Below are 21,290 nucleotides of genomic sequence, written 5' to 3' on the forward strand. Positions count from 1 at the left end.
TGGCCACGAAGCGGGCGGCACGGCCGGCAAGCGGATCGCCGCGACACGCGCACGCGGCTCCCGCAATCCGCCCGCACCAGTTCCAGACACAAAAAAAGCGCCCGCTTGCGCGCGCGCCCTGTCGGCGGATTTGCGCTCGCGGCAACGGCCGGAGCGCGACGTTCGAGCCACGCGCATCAACGCGCCGGCTGCTGGTCCTGTCCTTCCTGTTCTTCCGGCCAGTCGCGGATATACGCCTTCAGCATGCGGTTCTCGAACCCCTGCTCCTCGACCACCGCCTTCGCGACGTCGTAAAACGAGATCACGCCCATCAGCGTGCGGCTTTCCATGACGGGCAGATAGCGCACGTGATGCTCGAGCATCATGCGGCGCACTTCGTTGACGTCGGTTTCGGGCGTGCAGGTGAGCGGATGGTCGTCCATCACCTTGCGGATCGTCGAGGTGCCGACGCTGCCGCCGTTCTCGCGCAAGGTCAGAATGATTTCGCGAAACGTCAGCATGCCGACGAGGTCGCCGTACTCCATCACGACAAGCGAGCCGATGTCGCGCTCGGCCATGGTATTGACGGCGTCATGCAGTGTGGTTTCCGGCGTGACCGTAAAAAGGGTATTGCCCTTGACTTTAAGAATGTCGCTGACTCGCATGATCTATCTCCTGATGCCGCCAATCTTGCAGTGCATGAAATGTTTTTTCGATCCTATCGGAAAGGCCCGTAAAAGGAAAGCCGGCCGCCAGCCAAGGCTCGGCGGCCTTCCGGGTCCTCCCATTCATCTGACTTCCAGATAGCGAGCATGCCCCGCTCCCGGCACACGCCGCACGAAGCCATAGACCAACCGGGTACAAACCCACGGGAAAACCGCGCTTGAAGCGGCGCGCGCCAATGATAGGATGGCCGGCCCACCCTGTTCTTTCGCGAGGCCGCCGCACGCGGCCCCGCCGCCCACGATGTCCGCCAACCGTTTCGATACGCTCGCGCTGCACGCCGGCGCAGCCCCCGACCCCGCCACCGGGGCGCGCGCGACGCCGATCTACCAGACCACGTCGTTTTCGTTCCGCGACTCGGACCACGCCGCCGCGCTATTCAACATGGAGCGCGCCGGCCACGTCTACTCGCGCATCTCGAATCCGACCGTCGCCGTGTTCGAGGAGCGCGTCGCCGCGCTCGAAAACGGCGCCGGCGCGATCGGCACCGCGAGCGGCCAGGCCGCGCTGCATCTCGCGATCGCGACGCTGATGGGCGCAGGCTCGCACATCGTCGCGTCGAGCGCGCTGTACGGCGGCTCGCACAGCCTGCTGCATTACACGCTGCGGCGCTTCGGCATCGAGACGACCTTCGTCAAGGCCGGTGACCTCCCCGCGTGGCGCGCCGCGCTGCGCCCCAACACGCGCCTGCTATTCGGCGAAACGCTCGGCAATCCGGGCCTCGATGTGCTCGACATCGCCGCGCTCGCGCAGATCGCGCACGCGCACCGGGTGCCGTTGCTGGTCGATTCGACCTTCACGACGCCTTACCTGCTGCGCCCGTTCGAGCACGGCGCCGACTTCGTCTACCACTCGGCGACCAAGTTTCTCGGCGGCCACGGTACGACGATCGGCGGCGTGCTGGTCGACGGCGGCACGTTCGACTTCGAGGCTTCCGGCCGCTTTCCCGAATTCACCGAGCCGTACGACGGTTTCCACGGCATGGTGTTCGCCGAGGAAAGCACCGTCGCGCCGTTCCTGCTGCGCGCGCGCCGGGAAGGCTTGCGCGACTTCGGCGCGTGCCTGCATCCGCAGGCCGCGTGGCAGCTGCTGCAAGGCATCGAGACGCTGCCGTTGCGCATGGAGCGTCACGTCGCCAACACCCGGCGCGTGGTCGAATTTCTCGCCGGGCATGCGGCGGTCGAATCGGTCGCCTATCCCGAGTTGCCGACGCATCCCGACCACGCGCTCGCCAGGCGGCTGCTACCGCGCGGCGCCGGCGCGGTGTTCAGCTTCAACCTGCGCGGCGACCGCGCGGCCGGGCGCGCCTTCATCGAAGCGCTCACGCTCTTCTCGCATCTCGCGAACGTCGGCGACGCGCGCTCGCTGGTGATCCATCCGGCATCGACGACGCATTTCCGCATGGATACCGCCGCGCTCGCGGCGGCCGGTATCGCGGAAGGCACGATCCGTCTGTCGATTGGTCTCGAAGATCCGGATGACCTGATCGACGATCTGAAGCGCGCGCTGAAGGCCGCGCAAAAAGCCGCGCAACCGGCGGGCGGCAGCCGTACCGAAACGCCAGACGCCAGCGCCTCGCAGCAAACCGCCACTGCCGCGCCCGCCGGCACCAGCGCCCCCGCCCGCCCGGAGTCCGCATGATCGTCACCGTTCAAGGCAAACCGGCCTACGCCTACACAGGCGGCAAACCCTTCGATGCGAGCCTGCCGACAGCGGTATTCATTCACGGCGCCGAACACGATCACAGCGTGTGGGCGCTGCAAAGCCGCTACTTTGCGCATCACGGCTTCGGCGTGCTCGCGGTGGATCTGCCGGGCCACCGCCGCAGCGCCGGACCCGCGCTCGCCAGCATCGCCGCGCTGGCCGACTGGCTCGCCGCGTTGCTCGACACCGCGGGCGTCACGCGTGCGTTCGTCGCCGGTCACAGCATGGGCTCGCTGATCGCCCTCGACTTCGCCGGCCGCTATCCGCAGCGCGCGACGCATCTTGCGCTGCTCGCGACCGCGCTGCCGATGACCGTCTCCGACGCGCTGCTCGACGCCGCGCTCCATCGCGAGCCCGAGGCGATCGCCATGGTCAACCAGTGGTCGCATTCGACGCTCGCCGCGAAGCCGTCCTGCCCCGGCCCCGGTTTCTGGCTGCACGGCATGAACCAGCGGCTGATGGAGCACGTCGCCTCTAGCGGTGAACCGCATCTGTTCCACACCGATTTCACCGCCTGCCACACCTATGCGGACGGCCTCGCCCGCGCGGCGCAGGTGCGTTGCGCAACGCGTCTGATCGTCGGCCGGCGCGACGCAATGACCCCGCCGCGTGTGGCGAAAGCGCTTGCCGATGCGCTCGCGCAAGCGGGTATGCCGGTCGACACCGTCACGCTCGATGCGGGCCATGCGTTAATGACCGAGCAACCCGACGCGACGCTCGATGCGCTGTACGGCTTCGCTTCGCGGCCGCCGCACGAAGCGCGTTGAGTGGGCGTGCGATTGCGGCTCTGCGTGCACCTCGGTGGTCCGCGGGCGGTCGCCGCAAAGGCGTCGCGAATGGCCAGGTTGCGTTAGGCAGGCGATCGCCGGAGAATGATTGAAGCTGTCTTTTTCAGCCTCCGGAGGCCGTCATGGCTCATACAGCACATACCGATCACTTCGCGAGCTTCGCGGAGTTTTATCCGTACTACCTGAGCGAGCATCGCAACCTCGTGTCGCGGCGGCTGCATTTCGTCGGCTCGCTCGGCGTGATTGGCTGTCTCGCGATGGCGCTCGCCACCGGCGGCTGGCTATGGTTGCCGGCGGCCGTGGTGTGCGGCTATGGCTTCGCGTGGGTCGGCCATTTCTTCTTCGAAAAGAACCGGCCGGCCACCTTCCGTCATCCGTTTTACAGCCTGATGGGCGACTGGGTGATGTTCAAGGACATCTGCGTGGGCAAGATTTCGTTGTAGTTCTACCGGGGCGGCTCGAAGTCGAGCCGCCCTGTCACGCTGCCTGGTGCGGCATCGAAGCCGCCGCTCGCTCGCCGTCTCCGGGTCGCGCCGCCCTTGCCGCCGCGCGCGAGGCGAGCAACGCGGCGAGCGTCACCTTCAGCTGGTCGTTGTCGAGCGCGGCAAGCAGCATGCCGCTGTCCACCCGCGTTGAGTCGAGTTCGAGCTGATACGTGAGCTCCGCACGGTCGATCACGAACAGGTCGTACAGCCGCTGCACGGTCACCTGCGCCGGGTTCGCGAGCAACACGAAGTGCGGGCCGGTATGGTCCTCCTCCAGCCGCGCGATCCACTCGATCTCCTCGAGACGCTGCAACAGCATCAGCGTCGTATCCATGTCGCGGCGAAGCATGCGCGCAAGCTCGGGCATCGTGTAGCCGCGCCTGCCGGCCTCGCGCGCTTCGCACAGCCGCGCGAGCAATTCGAGCGAATCGAACAGATTGCTGCCGTAGAACACGGGGCGGTGAAACTGACCGATGCGAATCGCCGGCAACGCCGATGCAATCATCGCGCCGGTCAGCGTGATGAACCAGCACAGGTACATCCACAGCAGGAACAGCGGCACCGCGGCGAACGCGCCATACACGGCCGTATAGGTCGGAATACGGCGCACGTAGTAGCCGAAGCCGCGCTTGGCGAGCTCGAACGCGACCGCCGCGATCACGCCGCCGACCACCGCGTCGCGCCATTCGACGCGGCAATTCGGCAGATAAACGTAAAGAATCGTGAACGCGAGCATCGTAAACGGCAGCGAGGCGCTCGCGAGCGCCCATTCGATCAGCGGGGTGATGCGCTGCGCGGCACTGAACGACATCGATTGCGTGAACAGATACGACGAGATCGACAGACTCACGCCGATCAGGATCGGACCGAGCGTGATGATCGCCCAGTAGACGAGAATGCGCTGCGCGACGGGCCGCGCCTTGCGTACGCGCCAGATCACGTTGAACGCGGACTCGACGGTCATCATCGTCATCACCGCGGTGACGAACAGCACGATCATGCCGATCGTGGTCAGCCCTTTGGCCTTCGACGCGAACTGGTTCAGATACTTGAAGATCTGATCGTTCAACTGCGCGGGCATCAGGTGGTCGGCCAGAAAAAACTGCAGCGACGCCTGGAACGAGCTGAAGATCGGAAACGCGGTGAACAGCGCAAACGCGACGGTGGCGAGCGGCACGAGCGCGAGCATCGTCGTGAACGTCAGACTGCCCGCGACCTGCGGAATCCGGTCCTCGCCGATGCGTTGCGCGGCGAATTGCGCAAGCCGTTTGAGCGTGTCGAGATCGAAACGCACCCTAACCAACAAACCTGCCTCCTTGCTTGCTGAACCGCCAGACCGGGACTGCGGGAACCCCGCCCGGCACCTTGCCGAACGGCTGTGAGCGGCCTGTGCAACGGACCGAACCCCTATAATACCCGTTCAATGATGAGGCCTATGAAAGACATTCTCGTGCTTTATTACAGCCGTCACGGCGCCACGCGCGAGCTCGCGCTGGCGATCGCACACGGCGTCGATAGCGTCCCCGGCATGCAGGCGCGCGTGCGCACCGTGCCGGCGGTCTCCACCGTCTGCGAAGCGAGCGAGCCGGACATCCCCGCCGAGGGACCGCCGTACGTCGAACTGCGTGACCTCGAAGAATGCGCGGGCCTCGCGCTCGGCTCGCCGACCCGCTTCGGCAATATGGCGGCCGCGCTCAAATACTTCCTCGACGGCACTACGCCGCAGTGGCTATCCGGTACGCTGTCGGGCAAGCCGGCCTGCGTGTTCACGTCGACCGGCAGCCTGCACGGCGGCCAGGAATCCACGCTGCTGTCGATGATGCTGCCACTGCTCCACCACGGCATGCTGATCATCGGCATTCCGTACACCGAGAGCGCATTGTCCACCACGCAAACCGGCGGCACGCCGTACGGTGCATCGCATTTCGCGCGGGCGGGCTCGGCCGGCCAAGGCATCTCCGCCGAAGAACGGACGCTTGCAATTGCGCTCGGTGCTCGCGTCGCGCGCACGGCGGCGTCGATGAGCGAAAGGCCATGAGTACCAAGCCGTGAACGAACCCATGCCCGTGCAGCCGAAAGCCGCCGCCGCGCTCGTCGCCGCGTTCACGCTGGTCGCGATGATCGCGCTTGCGATCGCGTGGGAATGGTGGCTCGCGCCGTTGCGGCCCGGCGGCTCGCTGCTCGTGCTGAAGGCGTTGCCGCTGCTCTGCGCGTTGCCGGGAGTGTGGCGACGCCGGCTTTATACGATGCAATGGGCTTCGATGCTGATCCTGCTGTACTTCGCCGAAGGCGTCGTGCGCGGCTGGAGCGACCATGGCTTGAGTGCGCGGCTCGGCTGGCTGCAAGCGGCGCTGGCCGTGATCTTCTTCGCTTGCGCACTCGCGTACGTCGGGCCGTTCAAGCGCGCGGCTAAACGGGCCGCAAAACGGGCCGCAAAGCAGGCTACCAGCGAACCCACCCCGCCCGCCTGACGGCCTAGCCCCGACACGCTGCCCGCCCCTAAACCGCCAATCGACCCAGATGACCCACACCGCTTTTCTCGCCGCCTGCCGCGACGCCATCGGCGCGGCTCACGTACTGACCGACCCGCACGACACGGCGCCCTTTCTGACCGACTGGCGCGGACGTTACACCGGCGCGGCCTGCGCGGTGCTCGCTCCGGCCACATCCGCCGAAGCTGCCGCGCTCGTCAAGCTCGCGGTCGAACATCGCGTCGCGCTGGTGCCGCAGGGCGGCAACACCGGCCTCGCGGGCGGCGCGACACCCGACGCGAGCGGCACGCAGGCGGTCATCAGCCTGCGCCGCCTGAATCGCGTGCGCGACATCGATCCGCACAACAACACGATCACCGTCGAAGCCGGCGTGATCCTCGCCGAGGTGCAGAAGCACGCCGAAGCGGCCGGGCGTCTGTTTGCGCTGAGCCTCGCCGCCGAAGGCAGCTGCACGATCGGGGGCAATCTGTCGACCAACGCGGGCGGCACCGGTGTACTGCGTTATGGCAACACGCGCGAACTATGTCTCGGCCTCGAAGTGGTGACGCCGCAAGGCGAACTATGGGACGGCCTGCGCGGGCTGCGTAAGGACAACACTGGCTACGATCTGCGCGACCTGTTCATCGGCGCGGAAGGTACGCTCGGCCTGATCACCGCGGCGGTGTTGAAGCTGCATCCGCAGCCCGCCGCGCGAGTCACCGCGCTTGCCGCGCTCGCGTCGCCGCATGCGGCGCTCGATTTTCTCGCGCTCACGCAGCGCGTCGCCGGGCCGCTGTTGACCGGCTTCGAGCTGATGTCGGATTTCTGCCTGCGCCTCGTCGGCCGGCATTTCGAGCAGATGCCTTATCCGTTCGCCGAACCGCATGCGCAGGTCGTGCTGCTCGAACTGTCGGACAGCGAAAGCGAAGTCCACGCGCGCACGCTGTTCGAGGGGCTGATGGAGACCGCACTCGAACAGGGTCTCGTCGAAGACGCCGTGGTCGCGGAAAACCTCGCGCAGTCGCGCGCGTTCTGGAATCTGCGCGAGCACATTCCGCTCGCGCAGGCCGAGGAAGGGCTTAACATCAAGCACGACATCGCGGTGCCGATTTCACGCATCGGCCATTTCATCGAGGCGACCGACGCCGCGATCGCGCAAGCCGCACCGGGCGCGCGCATGGTCACGTTCGGCCATCTCGGCGACGGCAATCTGCACTACAACGTGCAGACACCCGAGGGCGTCGACGCGAAGGCGTTTCTGCGGGAATACCAAAGCCCGATCAACCAGATCGTCTACGACAGCGTGGCCGCGCATCGCGGCAGCATCAGCGCGGAACATGGACTCGGCCAGCTGAAGATCGACGATGCCGCGCACTACAAGCAGGACGTCGAAGTGCGGATGATGCGCGCGATCAAGCAGGCGCTCGATCCGCTGAACCTGATGAATCCGGGCAAGGTGCTACGCTAATGTCTGAAGCCTCCGCGATCCGGCGCGCAGGCGTTTCGCAGGAGTCGCGTCCGTGAAGATTCGCGTGCTGTCCGATCTGCATCTGGAAAACGACGAACCTGAACTGATCCCGCATGCTCAGGCGGATCTGGTCGTGCTGGCGGGCGACATTCACAATCATGCGGCCGGCCCGCGCTGGGCCGCGCAGGCGTTCGACGACGCGGTGCCGGTCGTCTACGTGCCGGGCAATCACGAGTATTACGACGGTGAGTTCGGCGCGCTGGAGAGCGCGATGCTCGACGCGGCCGCGCAGGTCGACAACGTGCATGTGCTGAACAACGCCGCGCTCGTCGACAGCCACGGACGCTGGCGCGTGCTCGGCACGACGTTGTGGACCGACTTCGCGCTGTACGGCGCGACGCCCGATGCGATCGAGGAATCGATCGCCGCCGCGCGCCGGGTCATGCTCGACTATCGCGGGTTGATCCAGATGAACTGGCCGCACGACCCGCGCGACGCCGCGCGCGACTTCACGCCCGCAGATTCGCTCGCGCTGCACCGGCATGCACGCGCATGGCTCGAAAGCGAGCTTGCGAGGCCGTTCGCCGGCCAAACGATCGTGGTCACGCACCATGCGCCGCATCGGCTGAGTCTGGCCGGGCGCTTTGCCGAGGACCGCGTATCCGCGGGCTTCGTCAATCATCTGCCGGAGCTGGTGCGCGCGCCTGTCGCGCTGTGGATTCATGGCCACACGCACACATCGTTCGACTACGTGGTGGACGGCACGCGCGTCGTGTGCAATCCGCGCGGCTATTTCAACCGACGCACGCGCCAGTGGGAAAATCCGCTGTTCGCGTGGGACAAGGTTGTCGAGATCTAGCGAGCCCGTTGCATCGGATCAGCCCGCTGCCGCGCCTCACCGCTCTCGCCGCCGCGCATCCTGTGACTCGACCTCGACCGGCACGAGTTGCGGCTGCTGTTCGCGGATGCGGCGCAGCAGATCGCGCGACGCGGCGACCCCGATCAGACCAAACATGACGGCCAAGCCGATCATCAGGTGCGTATCCATGGATGTGTCGTCCTTCAGTGGTTGCGAGGTGCCGAACGGTGGCGAATCCAGCGCGTCCGGCCAGAGCGGCGGCGCGTGAACGACACGTTAGCAAATCGACTGCGCGGGAGAAGTAAAGAAATGTTGCGGCGCGGCGAGCGTGTAACAGGCTGTCACGCCACGCACCGGCCGAACGTCAACGCATGGCAAGCACGCGCTCAGGTCCGCGCGAACTGCCGCAACTCTTCCTGATCCGCCGCCAGCGTGGAGGGCAACTCGTCGCGCAGGAATTCGACCCACGTGCGGATCTTCGCGTCGAGATACTGCCGCGACGGATACAGCGCATACAGATTCATCTGCTGCGAGGTGTACTCGGGCATCAGCCACACCAGCTCGCCGCTGCGCAGACGGCTGATCGCCGAGTAGATCGGAATCAGCGCCACGCCCATCCCCTGGCAGACGGCCACGACCATCGCCTCGGCCACGTTCACCTGAAACGTCGTCGCGCCGAGCGAGACGGTTTCCTCGCCGTTCGGGCTGTCGAAGGTCCATTTGTCCGGCGGATTCACCGGCGTCACCATCTGCAGGCAGGTGTGCCGCGCTAGGTCCGCAGGCGTTTGCGGCACGCCGTGCCGCTCGAGGTAAGCCGGCGACGCGCACGCAATGCTAAACGCGCTGCCGAGGCGCTGTGACACGAGGCCCGAATCCGGCAGGCCGGTCGCGAGCGTCAGCGACACGTCGAAGCCTTCGTCGAGCAGATCGGGCATGCGCTGCGCGAGCGTCAGTTCGATATGCACGTCCGGGTAGCGCTGCTGGTAACGGCCCACGGCCGGTACCACGTAATGCTGGCCGAAGCTCGTCATAGCGTGAACCTTGAGCTTGCCGGATGGGCGCGCGTGCGCGTCGCTCGCCTCGGCCTCCGCCTGATCCACATACGCAAGAATCTGCTCACAGCGCTGCAGATAGCGCTCGCCAGCTTCGGTCAGCGCGATGCGGCGGGTGGTCCGGTTCAGGAGCCGCGTGCGCAGATGCGCTTCCAGATCGGAAACCGCGCGCGACGCGTAGGCCGTCGTCGTATTCAGGTGCTGCGCGGCGCCCGTGAAGCTGCCCGCTTCGACGACGCGGACAAAAACGCGCATGTTTTGGAGCGTGTCCATACCTATCCTCAGAAAATCGGCAGCGATTGTTACACGATCAGCAATGGCGATTATGTCATGTTACGTAAAAATGCCTTGCATCCTTACCGGTTATTCCGCAATCGATCGAAAAATATAATTGCGCACAAGCTTCTATAGTCAATTTTGGAGGAAATCGTGCAGTCTCCGGTACCCAAAGGGATCGCCGCAGCCGCGGTTCTTACGATCCTATTAACAATCGCCGGATGCGCAAGTCCCGGAGGCGTCGCGCCGCAAACGCACACGATCAATCCTGCGTCGCTCGATGCGGGCAACGCAATCCGCGCCGCCAACGCCGATGCGCAGTGGCCCGCCGCCGACTGGTGGCGCGCCTACAACGATCCGCAGCTGGACCGTTGGATCGCGGACGCTCAGGCCGGCAATCCCAGTCTCGCGGTCGCCCAGGCGCGCGTGCGCGAAGCGGCGTCGATGGCCGGCGTCGCGCGCGCGGCGCTCGCGCCGCAAGTCAACGGCAGCCTGTCGATTCAGCGCCAGCAGTGGGCCGACAACGTGTTCTACGGTCCGGGGCCGCTGGCGGGCGCGCAGTCGTGGAACAACACCGGCACGCTCGGCCTCGCGTATCACCTCGATTTCTGGGGCAAGGACAAGAACGCCGCCGAGCGCGCGCTCGACCTCGCGCACGCCAGCGCCGCCGATGCGCGCGCCGCGCAACTCGAGTTGCAGGCGAACGTCGTGCGCACCTATATCGAGATGTCGCTGAACTACGCGTTGCTCGACATCGCGAAGGCCACGTTGCAGCAACAGCAGCAGATCGTCGACCTCGCGAACCGGCGCCTGAAGGGCGGCATCGGCACGCAGCTCGAAGTGAGCCAGGCCGCAACGCCGATGCCAGAGTACGAGCGTCAGATCGACGCAATCGACGAGAAAATCGCGCTCGGCCGCAATCAGTTGGCCGCGCTCGCGGGCAAGGGTCCGGGCGCCGGCGACGCGATCCAGCGTCCGGCGCTGTCGCTCGCCGCGCCCGCTGGTCTGCCGGCTGCGCTGCCCGCGGATCTGATCGGCCACCGCCCCGACGTGGTCGCGGCGCGCTGGACGGTCGCCGCGCAGGCGCGCGGCATCGACGTCGCCAAGGCCGGGTTCTATCCGGACATCAATCTGCTGGCGTCGATCGGCGGCTATGCGGCGATGGGGCCGCTGTTCCAGTTCCTGAAGAGTCCGTCGCATAGCTGGAGCGTGGGTCCCGCGCTGACGCTGCCGATCTTCGACGGCGGCCGGCTGCGCTCGCAGCTCGGCGCGGCGTCGGCGGGCTACGACGAGGCCGTCGAGCGCTACAACCAGTCGATCGTGGGCGCGCTGAAGGACATCTCCGACCAGCTGATCCGCATCCGTTCGCTGACCACTCAGGCCGACGACGCCGACCGCTCGGTCGCCGCCGCGCGGCGGAACTACGAACTGTCGCGCGAAGGCTACCGGCGCGGCTTGACCGACTATCTGAACGTGCTGGTCGCGCAAAACCAGTTGCTGCGCGCGCAGGAAGGCGTCGCCAAAGTGCAGGCCGAGCGGCTCGGCGCGCATGCGTCGTTGATGACGGCGCTCGGCGGCGGTCTCGACGATCCGGCCAACGGTCCGCGGGATAACGAAACGTTGCCGGCGCATGGCAAGGGCAGCGGCGAGAGCAAGAGCGGCGCGGCGAGTAGCGACACGGCAACAGCGGATGCGAACGTCAACGCCAAGACCAACGCAGCCATCACCGCCGCCACCACCGCCTCGCGCGCCCCGAACGCGCCCACGTCCGAGTAAGGAAGGCCATGTCCTCCTCGCCCTCCCCGTCGAGCGCGCGCCCCGCCTCGCTCGCCGCGCTCTACGAAGCCGCCGCCCACTGGGCGCGCACCGACGGCCTCGTATGGATCTATCTGTTCAAGTCGCTCGCCGCATGCTTCCTCGCGCTCGGCATCGCGATGAAGCTCGATCTGCCGCAGCCGCGCACCGCGATGACCACCGTGTTCATCGTGATGCAGCCGCAAAGCGGCGCAGTGTTCGCGAAGAGCTTCTATCGGATCTGCGGCACGCTGGTCGGTCTCGTCGTGATGCTCGCGCTGATCGGACTGTTCGCGCAGCAGCCCGAGCTGTTCCTCGTCACGACCGCGATCTGGGTCGGCATCTGCACCGCCGGCGCCGCGCGCAATCGCAACTTCCGTTCGTACGGCTTCGTGCTGGCGGGCTACACGGCCGCGCTGATCGGCATCCCCGCTTCGCAGCATCCGGACGGCGCATTCCTGAGCGCGCTCACGCGGGTCGCGGAAGTGGTGATCGGTATCATCTGCGCGGGCGCGGTCAGCGGCCTCGTGTTTCCGCAGTTCGCCGGCCTGCAGATGCGCGGCACCGTGCGTGCGCGCTTCTCGGCGTTCGTCGAGTACGTGTCGGCATCGCTTGCCGGGCGCAACGACCGCGCGCAGATCGAGGCGACCAATGCGCGCTTCGTCGCCGACATCGTCGGCTTCGAGGCCGCGCGCAGCATCGCCGTGTTCGAAGGCCCCGAATCGCGGATGCGCGGCGGGCGCCTCGCGCGTCTAAACAGCGAGTTCATGACCGCGTCGACGCGCTTTCACGCGCTGCATCAGCTGATGAACCGTCTGCGCGACAGCGGCACGCACGGCGCGGCGATCGCGATCGCCGCGCTCGAACCGTACTTCAAGGAGATCGCGCCGTTGCTCGCGAAGTCGGGCGAGCCGGTGCTGAGCGCGGCCGACGCCGCGCACGCCGCGGCCCAGCTCGACACCTACAGAAGCGAGTTGCCCAAACGCGTGCGCGCAACGCGCGACGAGCTCGAAACGCACCCCGACGCGCCGTTGCTCGATTTCGACACGGCCGCCGAGCTGCTGTACCGCTTCATCGACGACCTGCATGCGTACGCGGCGACCTACGCGTCGCTCGCCGTCGACACGCACGCGCGCGAACGCTGGATCGAGCGCTACGAGCCGAAAACCAACGCGATCGCGGCCGGCGTCGCGGGCCTGCGCGCGGCCATCGTGATGATGGTGCTCGGGGCGTTCTGGATCGCCACCGCGTGGCCGAGCGGCTCGACGCTGACGCTTGACGCGGCGGCCGTGTGTGCGCTCGCGTCGGCGTCGCCGGATCCGAAGCGCACCGCGTTCCAGATGGCCGGCGGCACCGTGCTCGCGACGCTGATGGGCATGATCGCGATGTTCGGCGTGTATCCGCACATCGACGGCTTCGTGATGTTGTGCGTCGCGCTCACGCCGTTCCTGCTGCTCGGCGTGTTGATGACCACGCGTCCGACGCTCGCGGGCTACGGCGTCGGCTACTGCATCTTCTTCTGCTTCCTCGCCGGCCCCGACAACGTGGTTCACTACGACCCGAGCGCGTTCATGAACGACGCGCTCGCGCTGGTGCTGTCGATGCTGGTGTCGTCGATCGCGTTCGCGGTGCTGCTGCCGCCGTCGACGCCGTGGCTGCGCAACCGCCTGCTCGTCGACCTGCGCCGCCAGGTGGTGCTGGCCGGCCGCGCGAGTCTGGCACGCGTGCGCTCGCGCTTCGAAAGCGGCGCGCGCGATCTGATGTTCCAGATCAACGCGCTGTCGCAGAACGAGCCCGAAACGAAGCGCGACACGCTGCGCTGGCTGTTTTCGGTGTTGGAGGTCGGCAACGCGGTGATCGACCTGCGCCGCGAAATCGCGACGCTGCCCAACGAGCCGCGCTACCACAAAGCGGCACCGTGGCGCGTCGCGCTGCGCGCGCTGCGCGATGCGCTCGCCGCACTGTTCGAGCGGCCGCGGCAACGGCACTTCGAGCGCGCGCTCGCGGCGACCGCCGATGCAATCGCGCAAGTGCAGCAGACGATGGCCGGCTTCACGTCATCGCGCGAAGAACGCCATCAACTGCTGCGCATCCTCAGTCAACTGCATTTCATCCGTACCGCGCTGCTCGATCCGCAGTCGCCGCTCGCCTCGGCGATCGGCGCGCGCGCGGACGCATCAGAAGAAGGAGCTCCTCATGCCGCGTGATATCGCCGTGCTCGATGCCTATGTGCCGGCCATTGTGCTGCTGTTCATCGCGGGCGCCGCGCTGACCTGGCTCGTCGATCGCGTGATCGCCTATACCGGCCTGTATCGCGTCGTGTGGCACCCCTCCCTGTTCCGGGCCAGCTTGCTCGTGTCCGTGTGCGGCCTTCTCGGCCTCGCCGTTTATCGTTGATCAGAGTCGAAACATGACCATCCGAAATCTTGTGGGCTTCATCGCGACAGCCGTCATTTTCATCGTCGCGATCCTGATTGGGCGCGTGCTGTGGGTCCATTACATGGACGAACCGTGGACCCGCGACGGCCGCGTGCGCGCCGAGATCGTCAACGTCGCGCCGGACGTGTCGGGCGCAATCGTCGCTCTGCCGGTCAAGGACAACCAGTTCGTGAAGAAGGGCGACCTGCTGATGCAGATCGATCCGTCGCACTATCAGATCGCGGTCGAGCAGGCGCAGGCCGCCGTTGCCGCGCGCAAGGCCGAATTGCAGATGAAGCGCGACGACGCGCAACGTCGTGCCGATATGGATTCGCAGGTGGTGTCGAAGGAAAGCCGCGAAAACGCGACGCATACCGCGTCCGCCGCCGATGCCGCCTATCAGCAGGCGCTCGCCGCGCTCGATGCCGCGAAGCTGAACCTCGAGCGCACCCGCGTCGTGTCGCCGGTCGACGGCTACGTGACGAACCTGTCGGTGTTCCGCGGCGACTATGCGAGCGCCGGCGCCGCGAAGCTCGCGATCGTCGACAGTCACTCGTTCTGGGTGTATGGCTACTTCGAAGAAACCAAGCTGCCGCACGTGCGCGTCGGCGATCAGGCCGAAGTGCGCCTGATGAGCGGCGGCACGCTGCAGGGCCATGTGGAGAGCATCTCGCGCGGCATCTACGACCGCGACAATCCGCAAAGCCACGAGCTGCTCGCGGACGTGAATCCGACCTTCAACTGGGTGCGCCTCGCGCAGCGCGTGCCGGTGCGCGTGAAGATCGACTCGGTGCCCGCCGACGTGATGTTGGCGGCGGGCACGACCTGCACGGTGATCGTGCGGCCGGGCTCGGGGTCCAGCGCCGGGTCGGCCAGCGCGGGTTGACGTCCGCGCCGCTTTTTACAGCCTGAACTGCCCGACCATCGCCTTCAGCCCGCGCGCCTGATCGTCGAGCGAGCGGGCCGCGGCGGTGGCCTCCTCCACCAGCGCGGCGTTCTGCTGCGTGCCCGCGTCCATCTGCGTGACCGCGAGATTGATCGCCTCGATACCGGCGCTCTGCTGGGACGACGCCGCCGAAATCTCGCCCATGATGTCGGTGACGCGCTTCACAGCCTTCACGATTTCGTCCATCGTCTGACCGGCGTCCGCGGCGAGCGTCGAGCCGTTGGCGACGCGCTCGACCGAGGTCTGGATCAAGCCCTTGATCTCCTTCGCGGCCGCCGCGCTGCGCTGCGCGAGGTTGCGCACTTCCGCCGCGACGACCGAAAAGCCGCGTCCATCCTCGCCCGCGCGTGCCGCCTCGACGGCCGCGTTCAACGCGAGAATGTTGGTCTGGAACGCGATCCCCTCGATCACGCCGATGATGTCGCCGATGCTGCGCGCGCTGTCGTTGATGTCGTTCATCGTCGCGACCACGCGGCTCACGACCGTACCGCCTTGCTCGGCGATCGCCGACGCGTTGTTCGCCAGCGTGCTCGCCTGCTTCGCGTTGTCGGCGTTCTGACGCACCGTCGAGGTCAGCTGCTCCATGCTGCTCGCTGTGCGCTCGAGCGCGAGCGCCTGCTGCTCGGTACGCTGCGACAGATCGAGATAGCCCATCGAAATCTGCCCGGAGGCGGTCGCGATCGCATCGGCGCTCGACGCGATGTCGGCGACCGTCGTCGCGAGTCCGCTTTGCATGTCGGACAGCGCGAATAGCATGCTCGCACGGTCCTTGCCGCCGAGCGCGATGCGGTTCGACAGATCGCCCGCGGCGATGCGGCGCGCGATCTCCTTCGCGTACGCGGGCTCGCCGCCGAGCTGCGCGGTAAGCCGCCGCACGACCCACGCGGCGATGCCGAACGCGAGCACGATCAGCGCAAGCGTCATCACCGCGATCATCACGAAGGACGAACGGTAGATGAAGCCGGACGCGTCGATCGTTGCCTTCGCGGCGGTGCCGCGCTGCGCGACGAGTTCGTCGACGAGCTTTTCGAGCTTGCCGGTCTCGACGAGCAGCGACACGTCCTGCGTGCCGACCTGCCAGTTCATCTGCGACAGATCGAGCGGCTGCGCTTTCACGAGCGTGACGAAGTCGCGCAGATGGTTGCTCCATGCCGCGACCGCCACGGCGAAGGCCTTCTGCTCGCCGACCGCTTTCGCGTCCGACGTATCGACATACTGCTGCAGCGTGCGCAGTTGCGCGTTGAGACCGGCAAGGCCGCGCTCGATGTCGGCGCCGAGTTCGTCGCGCTCCTTCGCGGTGGTCGCGGTCAGCAGCATCTTTTGCGCGCGGCTCGCGCGCAGCATGTGGCCGCGCGCTTCCTCGGCGGCGCGGCTCGCGACGTGGCCCTGGTCGTAGATCGATTGCGCGGACGCGTTCAGCCGGCCGATCTGCAGCAGCGAAAACACGCCGATCAGCAGCGTGCCGGCGAGCAGGATCGCGAACGCGAGGCGCAGCGTCGCCTTCACCGACAGGCCGTTGAACCTGGTTGCCGCTGCGCTGTGTGCCACTGCTTTCATTGTCCCAATCCCCACGTGTCGACGCGCCGGAAAGGTCGGTTCCGGCGTTCCCGCTTGTCTCTCCGGGTCTACGGCAACCTGGTGCGCGATCTTGAGCGTCGCGCGATCAGACTGCGGCGGGTCGTGCGCCGCTTGCCGTTCCCGGTCCCATGCTCGACGCGCCGCTTCGTGAGCCGCGCAGTCGCGAGCGCTTTATACCGTAGACAAAAAACCGCCAATAGTCGGTCGACGGGTCGAAGCAGATCGTTAGCCATCCGGCCCGTGTCCGATTCGCGACAAAAGTTGTCCTCACATTTCGCTCCGGCCACATTAAACTTCCGCTAAATACTGAAAACGCCGGTTGCCGCGACGAAACGCTGCGGAGCTTCGCGAAACGCGGCTTCGAACCGTGCCTTTGAAGCACGCCTGGAAAGCGCGCTGCCCCAACGGCTCAGCGTCGATTTTTCATCTCACCGTTTGCCTGATCTTTTTCTTCTAGCGTATGGAAACGAGCCTCGATAAAATCGCCCTCGCCGCCGCGCCGGCGGCCGCCAAGGTCCAGCGCACGGCGTATTCCGTGCTCGGTGCGATCAGCTTTTCGCATCTGCTCAACGACATGATCCAGTCGCTGATCCTCGCGATCTATCCGATGTTCAAGGACAACTTCTCGTTGTCGTTCGGGCAGATCGGTCTGATCACGCTGACCTACCAGATCACCGCGTCGCTGCTGCAGCCGCTCGTCGGCAGCTATACCGACAAGCATCCGAAGCCGTACTCGCTGCCGGTCGGCATGGGCTTCACGCTGGCCGGCCTGTTGCTGCTGTCGGTCGCGCCGAACTTCGGCGTGCTGCTGGTCGCCGCGGCGCTAGTCGGCTGCGGGTCGTCGGTGTTCCATCCGGAATCGTCGCGGGTCGCGCGGATGGCGTCGGGCGGCCGTCACGGTCTCGCGCAGTCACTGTTTCAGGTCGGCGGCAATGCGGGCTCCTCGCTCGGGCCGCTGCTTGCCGCGCTGATCGTGATTCCGCACGGCCAGCGCAGCATCGCGTGGTTCTCGGCCGCTGCGCTCGTCGCGATCGTCGTGCTCACGCAGATCGGCCGCTGGTACAAGCGTCATCCGTCGGTCAGGAAGGCGCGCGGCCAGATTGCGCATGCGGCGCTGCCGCGCAACAAGGTCATGCTGGCGATGAGCGTGCTGGTGCTGCTGGTGTTTTCCAAATACTTCTACCTTGCGAGCATTAACAGCTACTTCACGTTCTATCTGATCGACAAGTTCCATCTGTCGGTGCAGGCCGCGCAGATCCATCTGTTCGTGTTCCTCGCGGCGGTCGCGGCGGGCACGGTGATCGGCGGGCCGATCGGGGACAGGATCGGGCGCAAGTACGTGATCTGGGTGTCGATTCTTGGCGTCGCGCCGTTCACGCTGTTGCTGCCGTATGCGAATCTGTTCTGGACTGGTGTGCTGACTATTGTGATCGGCGTGGTGCTTGCGTCGGCGTTCTCGGCGATTCTTGTTTATGCGCAGGAGTTGATTCCTGGGAAGGTTGGGATGGTGGCGGGGTTGTTTTTTGGATTTGCGTTTGGGCTTGGCGGGGTGGGGGCTGCGGTGCTCGGGCAGCTTGCTGATGCTACGAGTATTGGGTTTGTTTATAAGGTTTGCTCGTTTTTGCCGTTGATTGGGGTGCTCACCGTGCTGCTGCCGGATGTTGAGGGGAAGCGCGGTAGGGGTTGATGTTTGCGGGGGCTTGGGGTTGTTGTCTTGGTCTTAGGGTGTTGGCCTTTCCTTGCTTTGTTATCGGTCTATTGGCGTTGCCCCTGTGCGGGGCGGCACCTACTTTGCTGCTGCAAAGAAAGTAGGCAAAGAAGACAGCTTTAAACCGCCAGCTCATAAGCGGGTCCCTTGGCTTGGAAGGGGTAGTGGTGCATCTGGAATCCGTGCTCCTGCACATTCGGCGCTAGTGACAACGCAGTCATTCTTCCGGCGGCGCTACGCGCCCCGAAGCCCCGTTCCCAAACCACCCGTTGTTTCGGCGCATCGCCGAGGCGCAGCCGACGGCCCCCGCTGCGCGGGCGACACCATTGGTTTGCCTGGCAGACACGTCCGCGACGCACGCAGTGCGGAGTGGGAGCGGATGACGGCTTTGTCACCATGGTGGAATGTGCGGGGGCACCGACTCCAGATGCACCACTACCTCACGCAGACCGAGGGACCCGCTTATGAGTTGGCGGTTTGAGCTGTCTTCTTTGCCTACTTTCTTTGCAGCAGCAAAGAAAGTAGGTGCCGCCCCGCACAGGGGCACCGCTAATAGACCGACAACAAAGCAAGGAAAGGCCAACACCGCAAAATTAACGACATCGCCTTAGACCCGCGTCCGTCTCCACAGAAAAAAACCCCCAGCAACCACGACGACCACAACACTGTCGACGACAGCCAGAACCGGTAAAGGATCGCTCCACTTATCCATATTCGTCGTGCGAGAAAAATAGGGCTCACCGCTGCCATACGCTTCGTTCAGGTTGACCACGTTGAACGCAACAACCGCGATGACGATGACGAGGGCAGGTACAACGACGCCAGCAAAAAGACGGACAACGTCACTGCGCTCGGACGAGTATCGATCGGACATGCAAACCTCAATATCTGGAACAAAAAATAGATGTGTCATGCTAGCCGCCTATACCCTACCTGGCAGTGAAAAAAGAAGAAATGGGCGACGGATGAATTGACGAGGAACGACGTTTTTCTGTTGCCCTTCGCCCTCGTCTCGAACTGCTTGCCCGCCCCCTCGTCCGTGGCTATGCTTGTGCCGATAACCCACGCCGCCCCAGGCGCACAATTTGCACGCTTTCCTGCGTCCCCCCGCACGAGGATCGCCGCCGATGACCCGCTACCGCGATTTCCACCGCCGCTCGATCGACAACCCCGAAGCCTTCTGGCGCGAAGAAGCACAGCGCATTCACTGGCACACTCCATTCGGCACCGTGCTCGACCGCTCGAAGCCGCCGTTCGCGCGCTGGTTCGTCGGCGGCCGTACGAACCTCTGCCATAACGCGGTCGACCGCCATCTGCCCGAGCGCGCGCAGCAAAATGCGCTGGTCTACGTATCGACCGAAACCGGCATCGAGCGGCGCTACACGTATGCCGAGCTGTACGCCGAAATCAACCGGATGGCCGCGGTCATGCGCTCGCTCGGCGTGAAGCGCAGCGACGTCGTGCTGATCTATCTGCCGATGATCCCCGAGGCGCTGTTCGCGATGCTCGCGTGCGCGCGCCTCGGTGCGATCCACTCGGTCGTGTTCGGCGGCTTCGCGGCGCCGAACCTCGCCGCGCGTATCGACGACGCGAAGCCGGTGCTGATCGTGACCGCCGACGCCGGCGCGCGCGGCGGCAAAGTGGTCGACTACACGCCGCTCGTCGACGAAGCGCTCGCGCGCGCCATGCACAAGACGCCGCACGTGCTGCTGATCGACCGGCAGCTCGCACCCGAACGCCTGAACGCACCCTACCTGGTCGCCTACGAGCCGCTGCGCGAGCGGTTCTACGACGCGCATGTGCCGTGCGAATGGCTCGAATCGAACGAGCCGTCGTACGTGCTGTACACGTCGGGCACGACCGGCAAGCCGAAGGGCGTGCAGCGCGATGTCGGCGGCTATGCGGTCGCGCTCGCGGCATCGATGGAATACATCTTCGAGGGCAAGCCCGGCGATACGATGTTCACCGCGTCCGACGTCGGCTGGGTGGTCGGCCACAGCTATATCGTGTACGCGCCGCTAATCGCGGGGCTGACCACCGTGATGTACGAGGGCACGCCGATTCGCCCGGATGGCGGAATCTGGTGGCGGCTCGTCGAGCAGCACAGGATCAACCTGATGTTCACCGCGCCGACCGCGATACGCGTGCTGAAGAAGCAGGACCCGGCGCTGATGAAGGCAGCCGATCTGTCGAGCCTGCGCACGCTGTTTCTCGCCGGCGAACCGCTCGACGAACCGACCGCCGCGTGGATCACGAACGCGCTGAACAAACCGGTGATCGACAACTACTGGCAGACCGAAACCGGCTGGCCGATGCTCGCGATTCCGCGCGGCATCGAGGCACTGCCGACCAAGCTCGGCTCGCCGGGCGTGCCCTCGGTCGGCTATCGCCTGACCGTGCGCGACGAGCTGACCGGCGAGCCCTGCGCGGTCGGCGAAAAAGGCGTGCTGACGCTCGACTATCCGCTGCCGCCGGGCTGCATGTCGACGGTGTGGCGCGACGACAAACGCTTCGTCAGCACCTACTGGTCGAGCGTGCCGAACCAGCAGGTCTATTCGACGTTCGACTGGGGCGTGCAAGACGAGGACGGCTACGTGACGATCCTCGGCCGCACCGACGACGTGATCAACGTCGCGGGCCATCGCCTCGGCACGCGCGAAATCGAGGAGGCGCTGTCGAGCCACGCGGCCGTCGCGGAAGTTGCGGTGGTCGGCGTGACCGATCCGGTCAAGGGTCAGGCGGCGATGGCCTTCGTGGTGCTGCGCGGCGCGCAAGCCGAAGTCGACCCGAGCGAGCGCGCGCGGCTCGCAGCCGAGCTGACGATGACGGTCGACCGCCATTTGGGCTCGATTGCGCGGCCCGCGCGCGTGGTGATGGTATCGATGCTGCCGAAGACGCGCTCCGGCAAGCTGTTGCGCCGCGCGATCGCCGCACTCGCCGAAGGGCGCGAGCCGGGCGATCTGCCGACGATCGAAGATCCGGCCGCGCTGCAACACGTGCGCGACGCGCTCGACGCCGGCGGCAAGAAATAAGCGGGCGAA

The 21,290-nt window shown here is 66.0% G+C and carries 19 protein-coding genes; 13 read left to right on the plus strand and 6 right to left on the minus strand.

The window, feature by feature from the left end; all coding sequences use genetic code 11:
* Window positions 1–176 precede the first annotated feature (176 nt).
* On the minus strand, window positions 177–644 hold the full coding sequence (locus OKW43_RS26445; protein WP_187634913.1) for a CBS domain-containing protein: 468 nt from the start codon (window positions 642–644) through the stop codon (window positions 177–179).
* Window positions 645–945: 301 nt separating this feature from the next.
* Here OKW43_RS26445 and OKW43_RS26450 point away from each other — a divergent pair, with 301 nt between their 5' ends.
* The 3 genes from OKW43_RS26450 (at window position 946) to OKW43_RS26460 (ending at window position 3,637) form a co-directional block, all read left to right on the plus strand.
* Complete coding sequence (locus tag OKW43_RS26450) at window positions 946–2,343, plus strand: O-acetylhomoserine aminocarboxypropyltransferase (RefSeq protein WP_429450699.1); 1,398 nt, start codon at window positions 946–948, stop codon at window positions 2,341–2,343.
* Window positions 2,340–3,173 (plus strand): alpha/beta fold hydrolase, encoded by an 834-nt coding sequence (locus OKW43_RS26455; RefSeq protein ID WP_187634911.1) that lies wholly within the window; start codon window positions 2,340–2,342, stop codon window positions 3,171–3,173. Before OKW43_RS26450 ends, OKW43_RS26455 begins: the two co-directional genes overlap by 4 nt.
* 143 nt (window positions 3,174–3,316) lie before the next feature.
* The gene (locus tag OKW43_RS26460) at window positions 3,317–3,637 is read left to right on the plus strand and encodes an Mpo1-like protein (protein ID WP_187634910.1); all 321 of its coding nucleotides are present in this window, start codon (window positions 3,317–3,319) and stop codon (window positions 3,635–3,637) included.
* Window positions 3,638–3,671: 34 nt separating this feature from the next.
* Here OKW43_RS26460 and OKW43_RS26465 read toward each other — a convergent pair whose 3' ends face one another.
* Entirely contained in the window at window positions 3,672–4,985 is a 1,314-nt protein-coding gene (locus OKW43_RS26465) for a YihY family inner membrane protein (protein ID WP_187634909.1), read from the minus strand.
* A gap of 129 nt (window positions 4,986–5,114) precedes the next feature.
* Between OKW43_RS26465 and wrbA the strand changes: the two genes are divergently transcribed.
* The 4 genes from wrbA to OKW43_RS26485 are packed head-to-tail and all read left to right on the plus strand — an operon-like array spanning window position 5,115 to window position 8,477.
* A complete protein-coding gene (gene wrbA / locus OKW43_RS26470; RefSeq protein ID WP_187634908.1) occupies window positions 5,115–5,717 on the plus strand; it encodes an NAD(P)H:quinone oxidoreductase in 603 nt (200 codons plus the stop codon).
* A 22-nt stretch (window positions 5,718–5,739) separates the two neighbouring features.
* Window positions 5,740–6,150: a DUF2069 domain-containing protein gene (locus OKW43_RS26475; protein ID WP_429451794.1), complete on the plus strand. Its 411-nt coding sequence runs from the start codon at window positions 5,740–5,742 to the stop codon at window positions 6,148–6,150.
* 49 nt (window positions 6,151–6,199) lie between these two features.
* Entirely contained in the window at window positions 6,200–7,618 is a 1,419-nt protein-coding gene (locus tag OKW43_RS26480; RefSeq protein ID WP_429450702.1) for an FAD-binding oxidoreductase, read from the plus strand.
* 52 nt (window positions 7,619–7,670) lie between these two features.
* Entirely contained in the window at window positions 7,671–8,477 is an 807-nt protein-coding gene (locus OKW43_RS26485; RefSeq protein WP_187634906.1) for a metallophosphoesterase, read from the plus strand.
* A gap of 36 nt (window positions 8,478–8,513) precedes the next feature.
* On the opposite strand, the gene OKW43_RS26490 is transcribed toward OKW43_RS26485, so the two are convergent.
* Together OKW43_RS26490 and OKW43_RS26495 are read right to left on the minus strand one after the other, a co-directional pair.
* The gene (locus tag OKW43_RS26490) at window positions 8,514–8,666 is read right to left on the minus strand and encodes a hypothetical protein (protein ID WP_187634905.1); all 153 of its coding nucleotides are present in this window, start codon (window positions 8,664–8,666) and stop codon (window positions 8,514–8,516) included.
* Window positions 8,667–8,863: 197 nt separating this feature from the next.
* Window positions 8,864–9,802: a LysR family transcriptional regulator gene (locus tag OKW43_RS26495; protein ID WP_429450705.1), complete on the minus strand. Its 939-nt coding sequence runs from the start codon at window positions 9,800–9,802 to the stop codon at window positions 8,864–8,866.
* Between the two features lie 156 nt (window positions 9,803–9,958).
* Between OKW43_RS26495 and OKW43_RS26500 the strand changes: the two genes are divergently transcribed.
* The 4 genes from OKW43_RS26500 to OKW43_RS26515 are packed head-to-tail and all read left to right on the plus strand — an operon-like array spanning window position 9,959 to window position 14,903.
* Window positions 9,959–11,581, plus strand: coding sequence for an efflux transporter outer membrane subunit (locus tag OKW43_RS26500; RefSeq protein WP_187634903.1), 1,623 nt, complete (start codon window positions 9,959–9,961; stop codon window positions 11,579–11,581).
* A gap of 8 nt (window positions 11,582–11,589) precedes the next feature.
* On the plus strand, window positions 11,590–13,806 hold the full coding sequence (locus tag OKW43_RS26505; RefSeq protein ID WP_187634902.1) for an FUSC family protein: 2,217 nt from the start codon (window positions 11,590–11,592) through the stop codon (window positions 13,804–13,806).
* On the plus strand, window positions 13,796–13,996 hold the full coding sequence (locus tag OKW43_RS26510) for a DUF1656 domain-containing protein (protein WP_018421177.1): 201 nt from the start codon (window positions 13,796–13,798) through the stop codon (window positions 13,994–13,996). Before OKW43_RS26505 ends, OKW43_RS26510 begins: the two co-directional genes overlap by 11 nt.
* A 13-nt stretch (window positions 13,997–14,009) precedes the next feature.
* Window positions 14,010–14,903: an efflux RND transporter periplasmic adaptor subunit gene (locus tag OKW43_RS26515; RefSeq protein ID WP_187634901.1), complete on the plus strand. Its 894-nt coding sequence runs from the start codon at window positions 14,010–14,012 to the stop codon at window positions 14,901–14,903.
* A gap of 15 nt (window positions 14,904–14,918) precedes the next feature.
* Here OKW43_RS26515 and OKW43_RS26520 read toward each other — a convergent pair whose 3' ends face one another.
* Complete coding sequence (locus OKW43_RS26520) at window positions 14,919–16,520, minus strand: methyl-accepting chemotaxis protein (protein WP_429450708.1); 1,602 nt, start codon at window positions 16,518–16,520, stop codon at window positions 14,919–14,921.
* A gap of 481 nt (window positions 16,521–17,001) precedes the next feature.
* Between OKW43_RS26520 and OKW43_RS26525 the strand changes: the two genes are divergently transcribed.
* Complete coding sequence (locus tag OKW43_RS26525) at window positions 17,002–18,228, plus strand: MFS transporter (protein WP_429450710.1); 1,227 nt, start codon at window positions 17,002–17,004, stop codon at window positions 18,226–18,228.
* A 628-nt stretch (window positions 18,229–18,856) separates the two neighbouring features.
* On the opposite strand, the gene OKW43_RS26530 is transcribed toward OKW43_RS26525, so the two are convergent.
* Entirely contained in the window at window positions 18,857–19,162 is a 306-nt protein-coding gene (locus OKW43_RS26530) for a hypothetical protein (protein ID WP_429450712.1), read from the minus strand.
* A 214-nt stretch (window positions 19,163–19,376) separates the two neighbouring features.
* On the opposite strand from OKW43_RS26530, the gene OKW43_RS26535 reads away from it, so the two are divergent.
* Window positions 19,377–21,281, plus strand: a complete 1,905-nt coding sequence (locus OKW43_RS26535) for a propionate--CoA ligase (RefSeq protein ID WP_429450714.1) — start codon at window positions 19,377–19,379, stop codon at window positions 21,279–21,281.
* Window positions 21,282–21,290: the final 9 nt, after the last annotated feature.

The organism is Paraburkholderia sp. WC7.3g, from assembly GCF_050436345.1.
Lineage (GTDB): Bacteria > Pseudomonadota > Gammaproteobacteria > Burkholderiales > Burkholderiaceae > Paraburkholderia > Paraburkholderia podalyriae.

Bases quoted from the DNA above. Each gene is read 5' to 3' on its own strand.
- OKW43_RS26445 (WP_187634913.1), bottom strand. From the start codon at position 644: ATGCGAGTCAGCGACATTCTTAAAGTCAAGGGCAATACCCTTTTTACG.
- OKW43_RS26450 (WP_429450699.1), top strand. From the start codon at position 946: ATGTCCGCCAACCGTTTCGATACGCTCGCGCTGCACGCCGGCGCAGCC.
- OKW43_RS26455 (WP_187634911.1), top strand. From the start codon at position 2,340: ATGATCGTCACCGTTCAAGGCAAACCGGCCTACGCCTACACAGGCGGC.
- OKW43_RS26460 (WP_187634910.1), top strand. From the start codon at position 3,317: ATGGCTCATACAGCACATACCGATCACTTCGCGAGCTTCGCGGAGTTT.
- wrbA (WP_187634908.1), top strand. From the start codon at position 5,115: ATGAAAGACATTCTCGTGCTTTATTACAGCCGTCACGGCGCCACGCGC.
- OKW43_RS26475 (WP_429451794.1), top strand. From the start codon at position 5,740: ATGCCCGTGCAGCCGAAAGCCGCCGCCGCGCTCGTCGCCGCGTTCACG.
- OKW43_RS26480 (WP_429450702.1), top strand. From the start codon at position 6,200: ATGACCCACACCGCTTTTCTCGCCGCCTGCCGCGACGCCATCGGCGCG.
- OKW43_RS26490 (WP_187634905.1), bottom strand. From the start codon at position 8,666: ATGGATACGCACCTGATGATCGGCTTGGCCGTCATGTTTGGTCTGATC.
- OKW43_RS26495 (WP_429450705.1), bottom strand. From the start codon at position 9,802: ATGGACACGCTCCAAAACATGCGCGTTTTTGTCCGCGTCGTCGAAGCG.
- OKW43_RS26505 (WP_187634902.1), top strand. From the start codon at position 11,590: ATGTCCTCCTCGCCCTCCCCGTCGAGCGCGCGCCCCGCCTCGCTCGCC.
- OKW43_RS26510 (WP_018421177.1), top strand. From the start codon at position 13,796: ATGCCGCGTGATATCGCCGTGCTCGATGCCTATGTGCCGGCCATTGTG.
- OKW43_RS26515 (WP_187634901.1), top strand. From the start codon at position 14,010: ATGACCATCCGAAATCTTGTGGGCTTCATCGCGACAGCCGTCATTTTC.
- OKW43_RS26520 (WP_429450708.1), bottom strand. From the start codon at position 16,520: ATGAAAGCAGTGGCACACAGCGCAGCGGCAACCAGGTTCAACGGCCTG.
- OKW43_RS26525 (WP_429450710.1), top strand. From the start codon at position 17,002: ATGGAAACGAGCCTCGATAAAATCGCCCTCGCCGCCGCGCCGGCGGCC.
- OKW43_RS26530 (WP_429450712.1), bottom strand. From the start codon at position 19,162: ATGACACATCTATTTTTTGTTCCAGATATTGAGGTTTGCATGTCCGAT.
- OKW43_RS26535 (WP_429450714.1), top strand. From the start codon at position 19,377: ATGACCCGCTACCGCGATTTCCACCGCCGCTCGATCGACAACCCCGAA.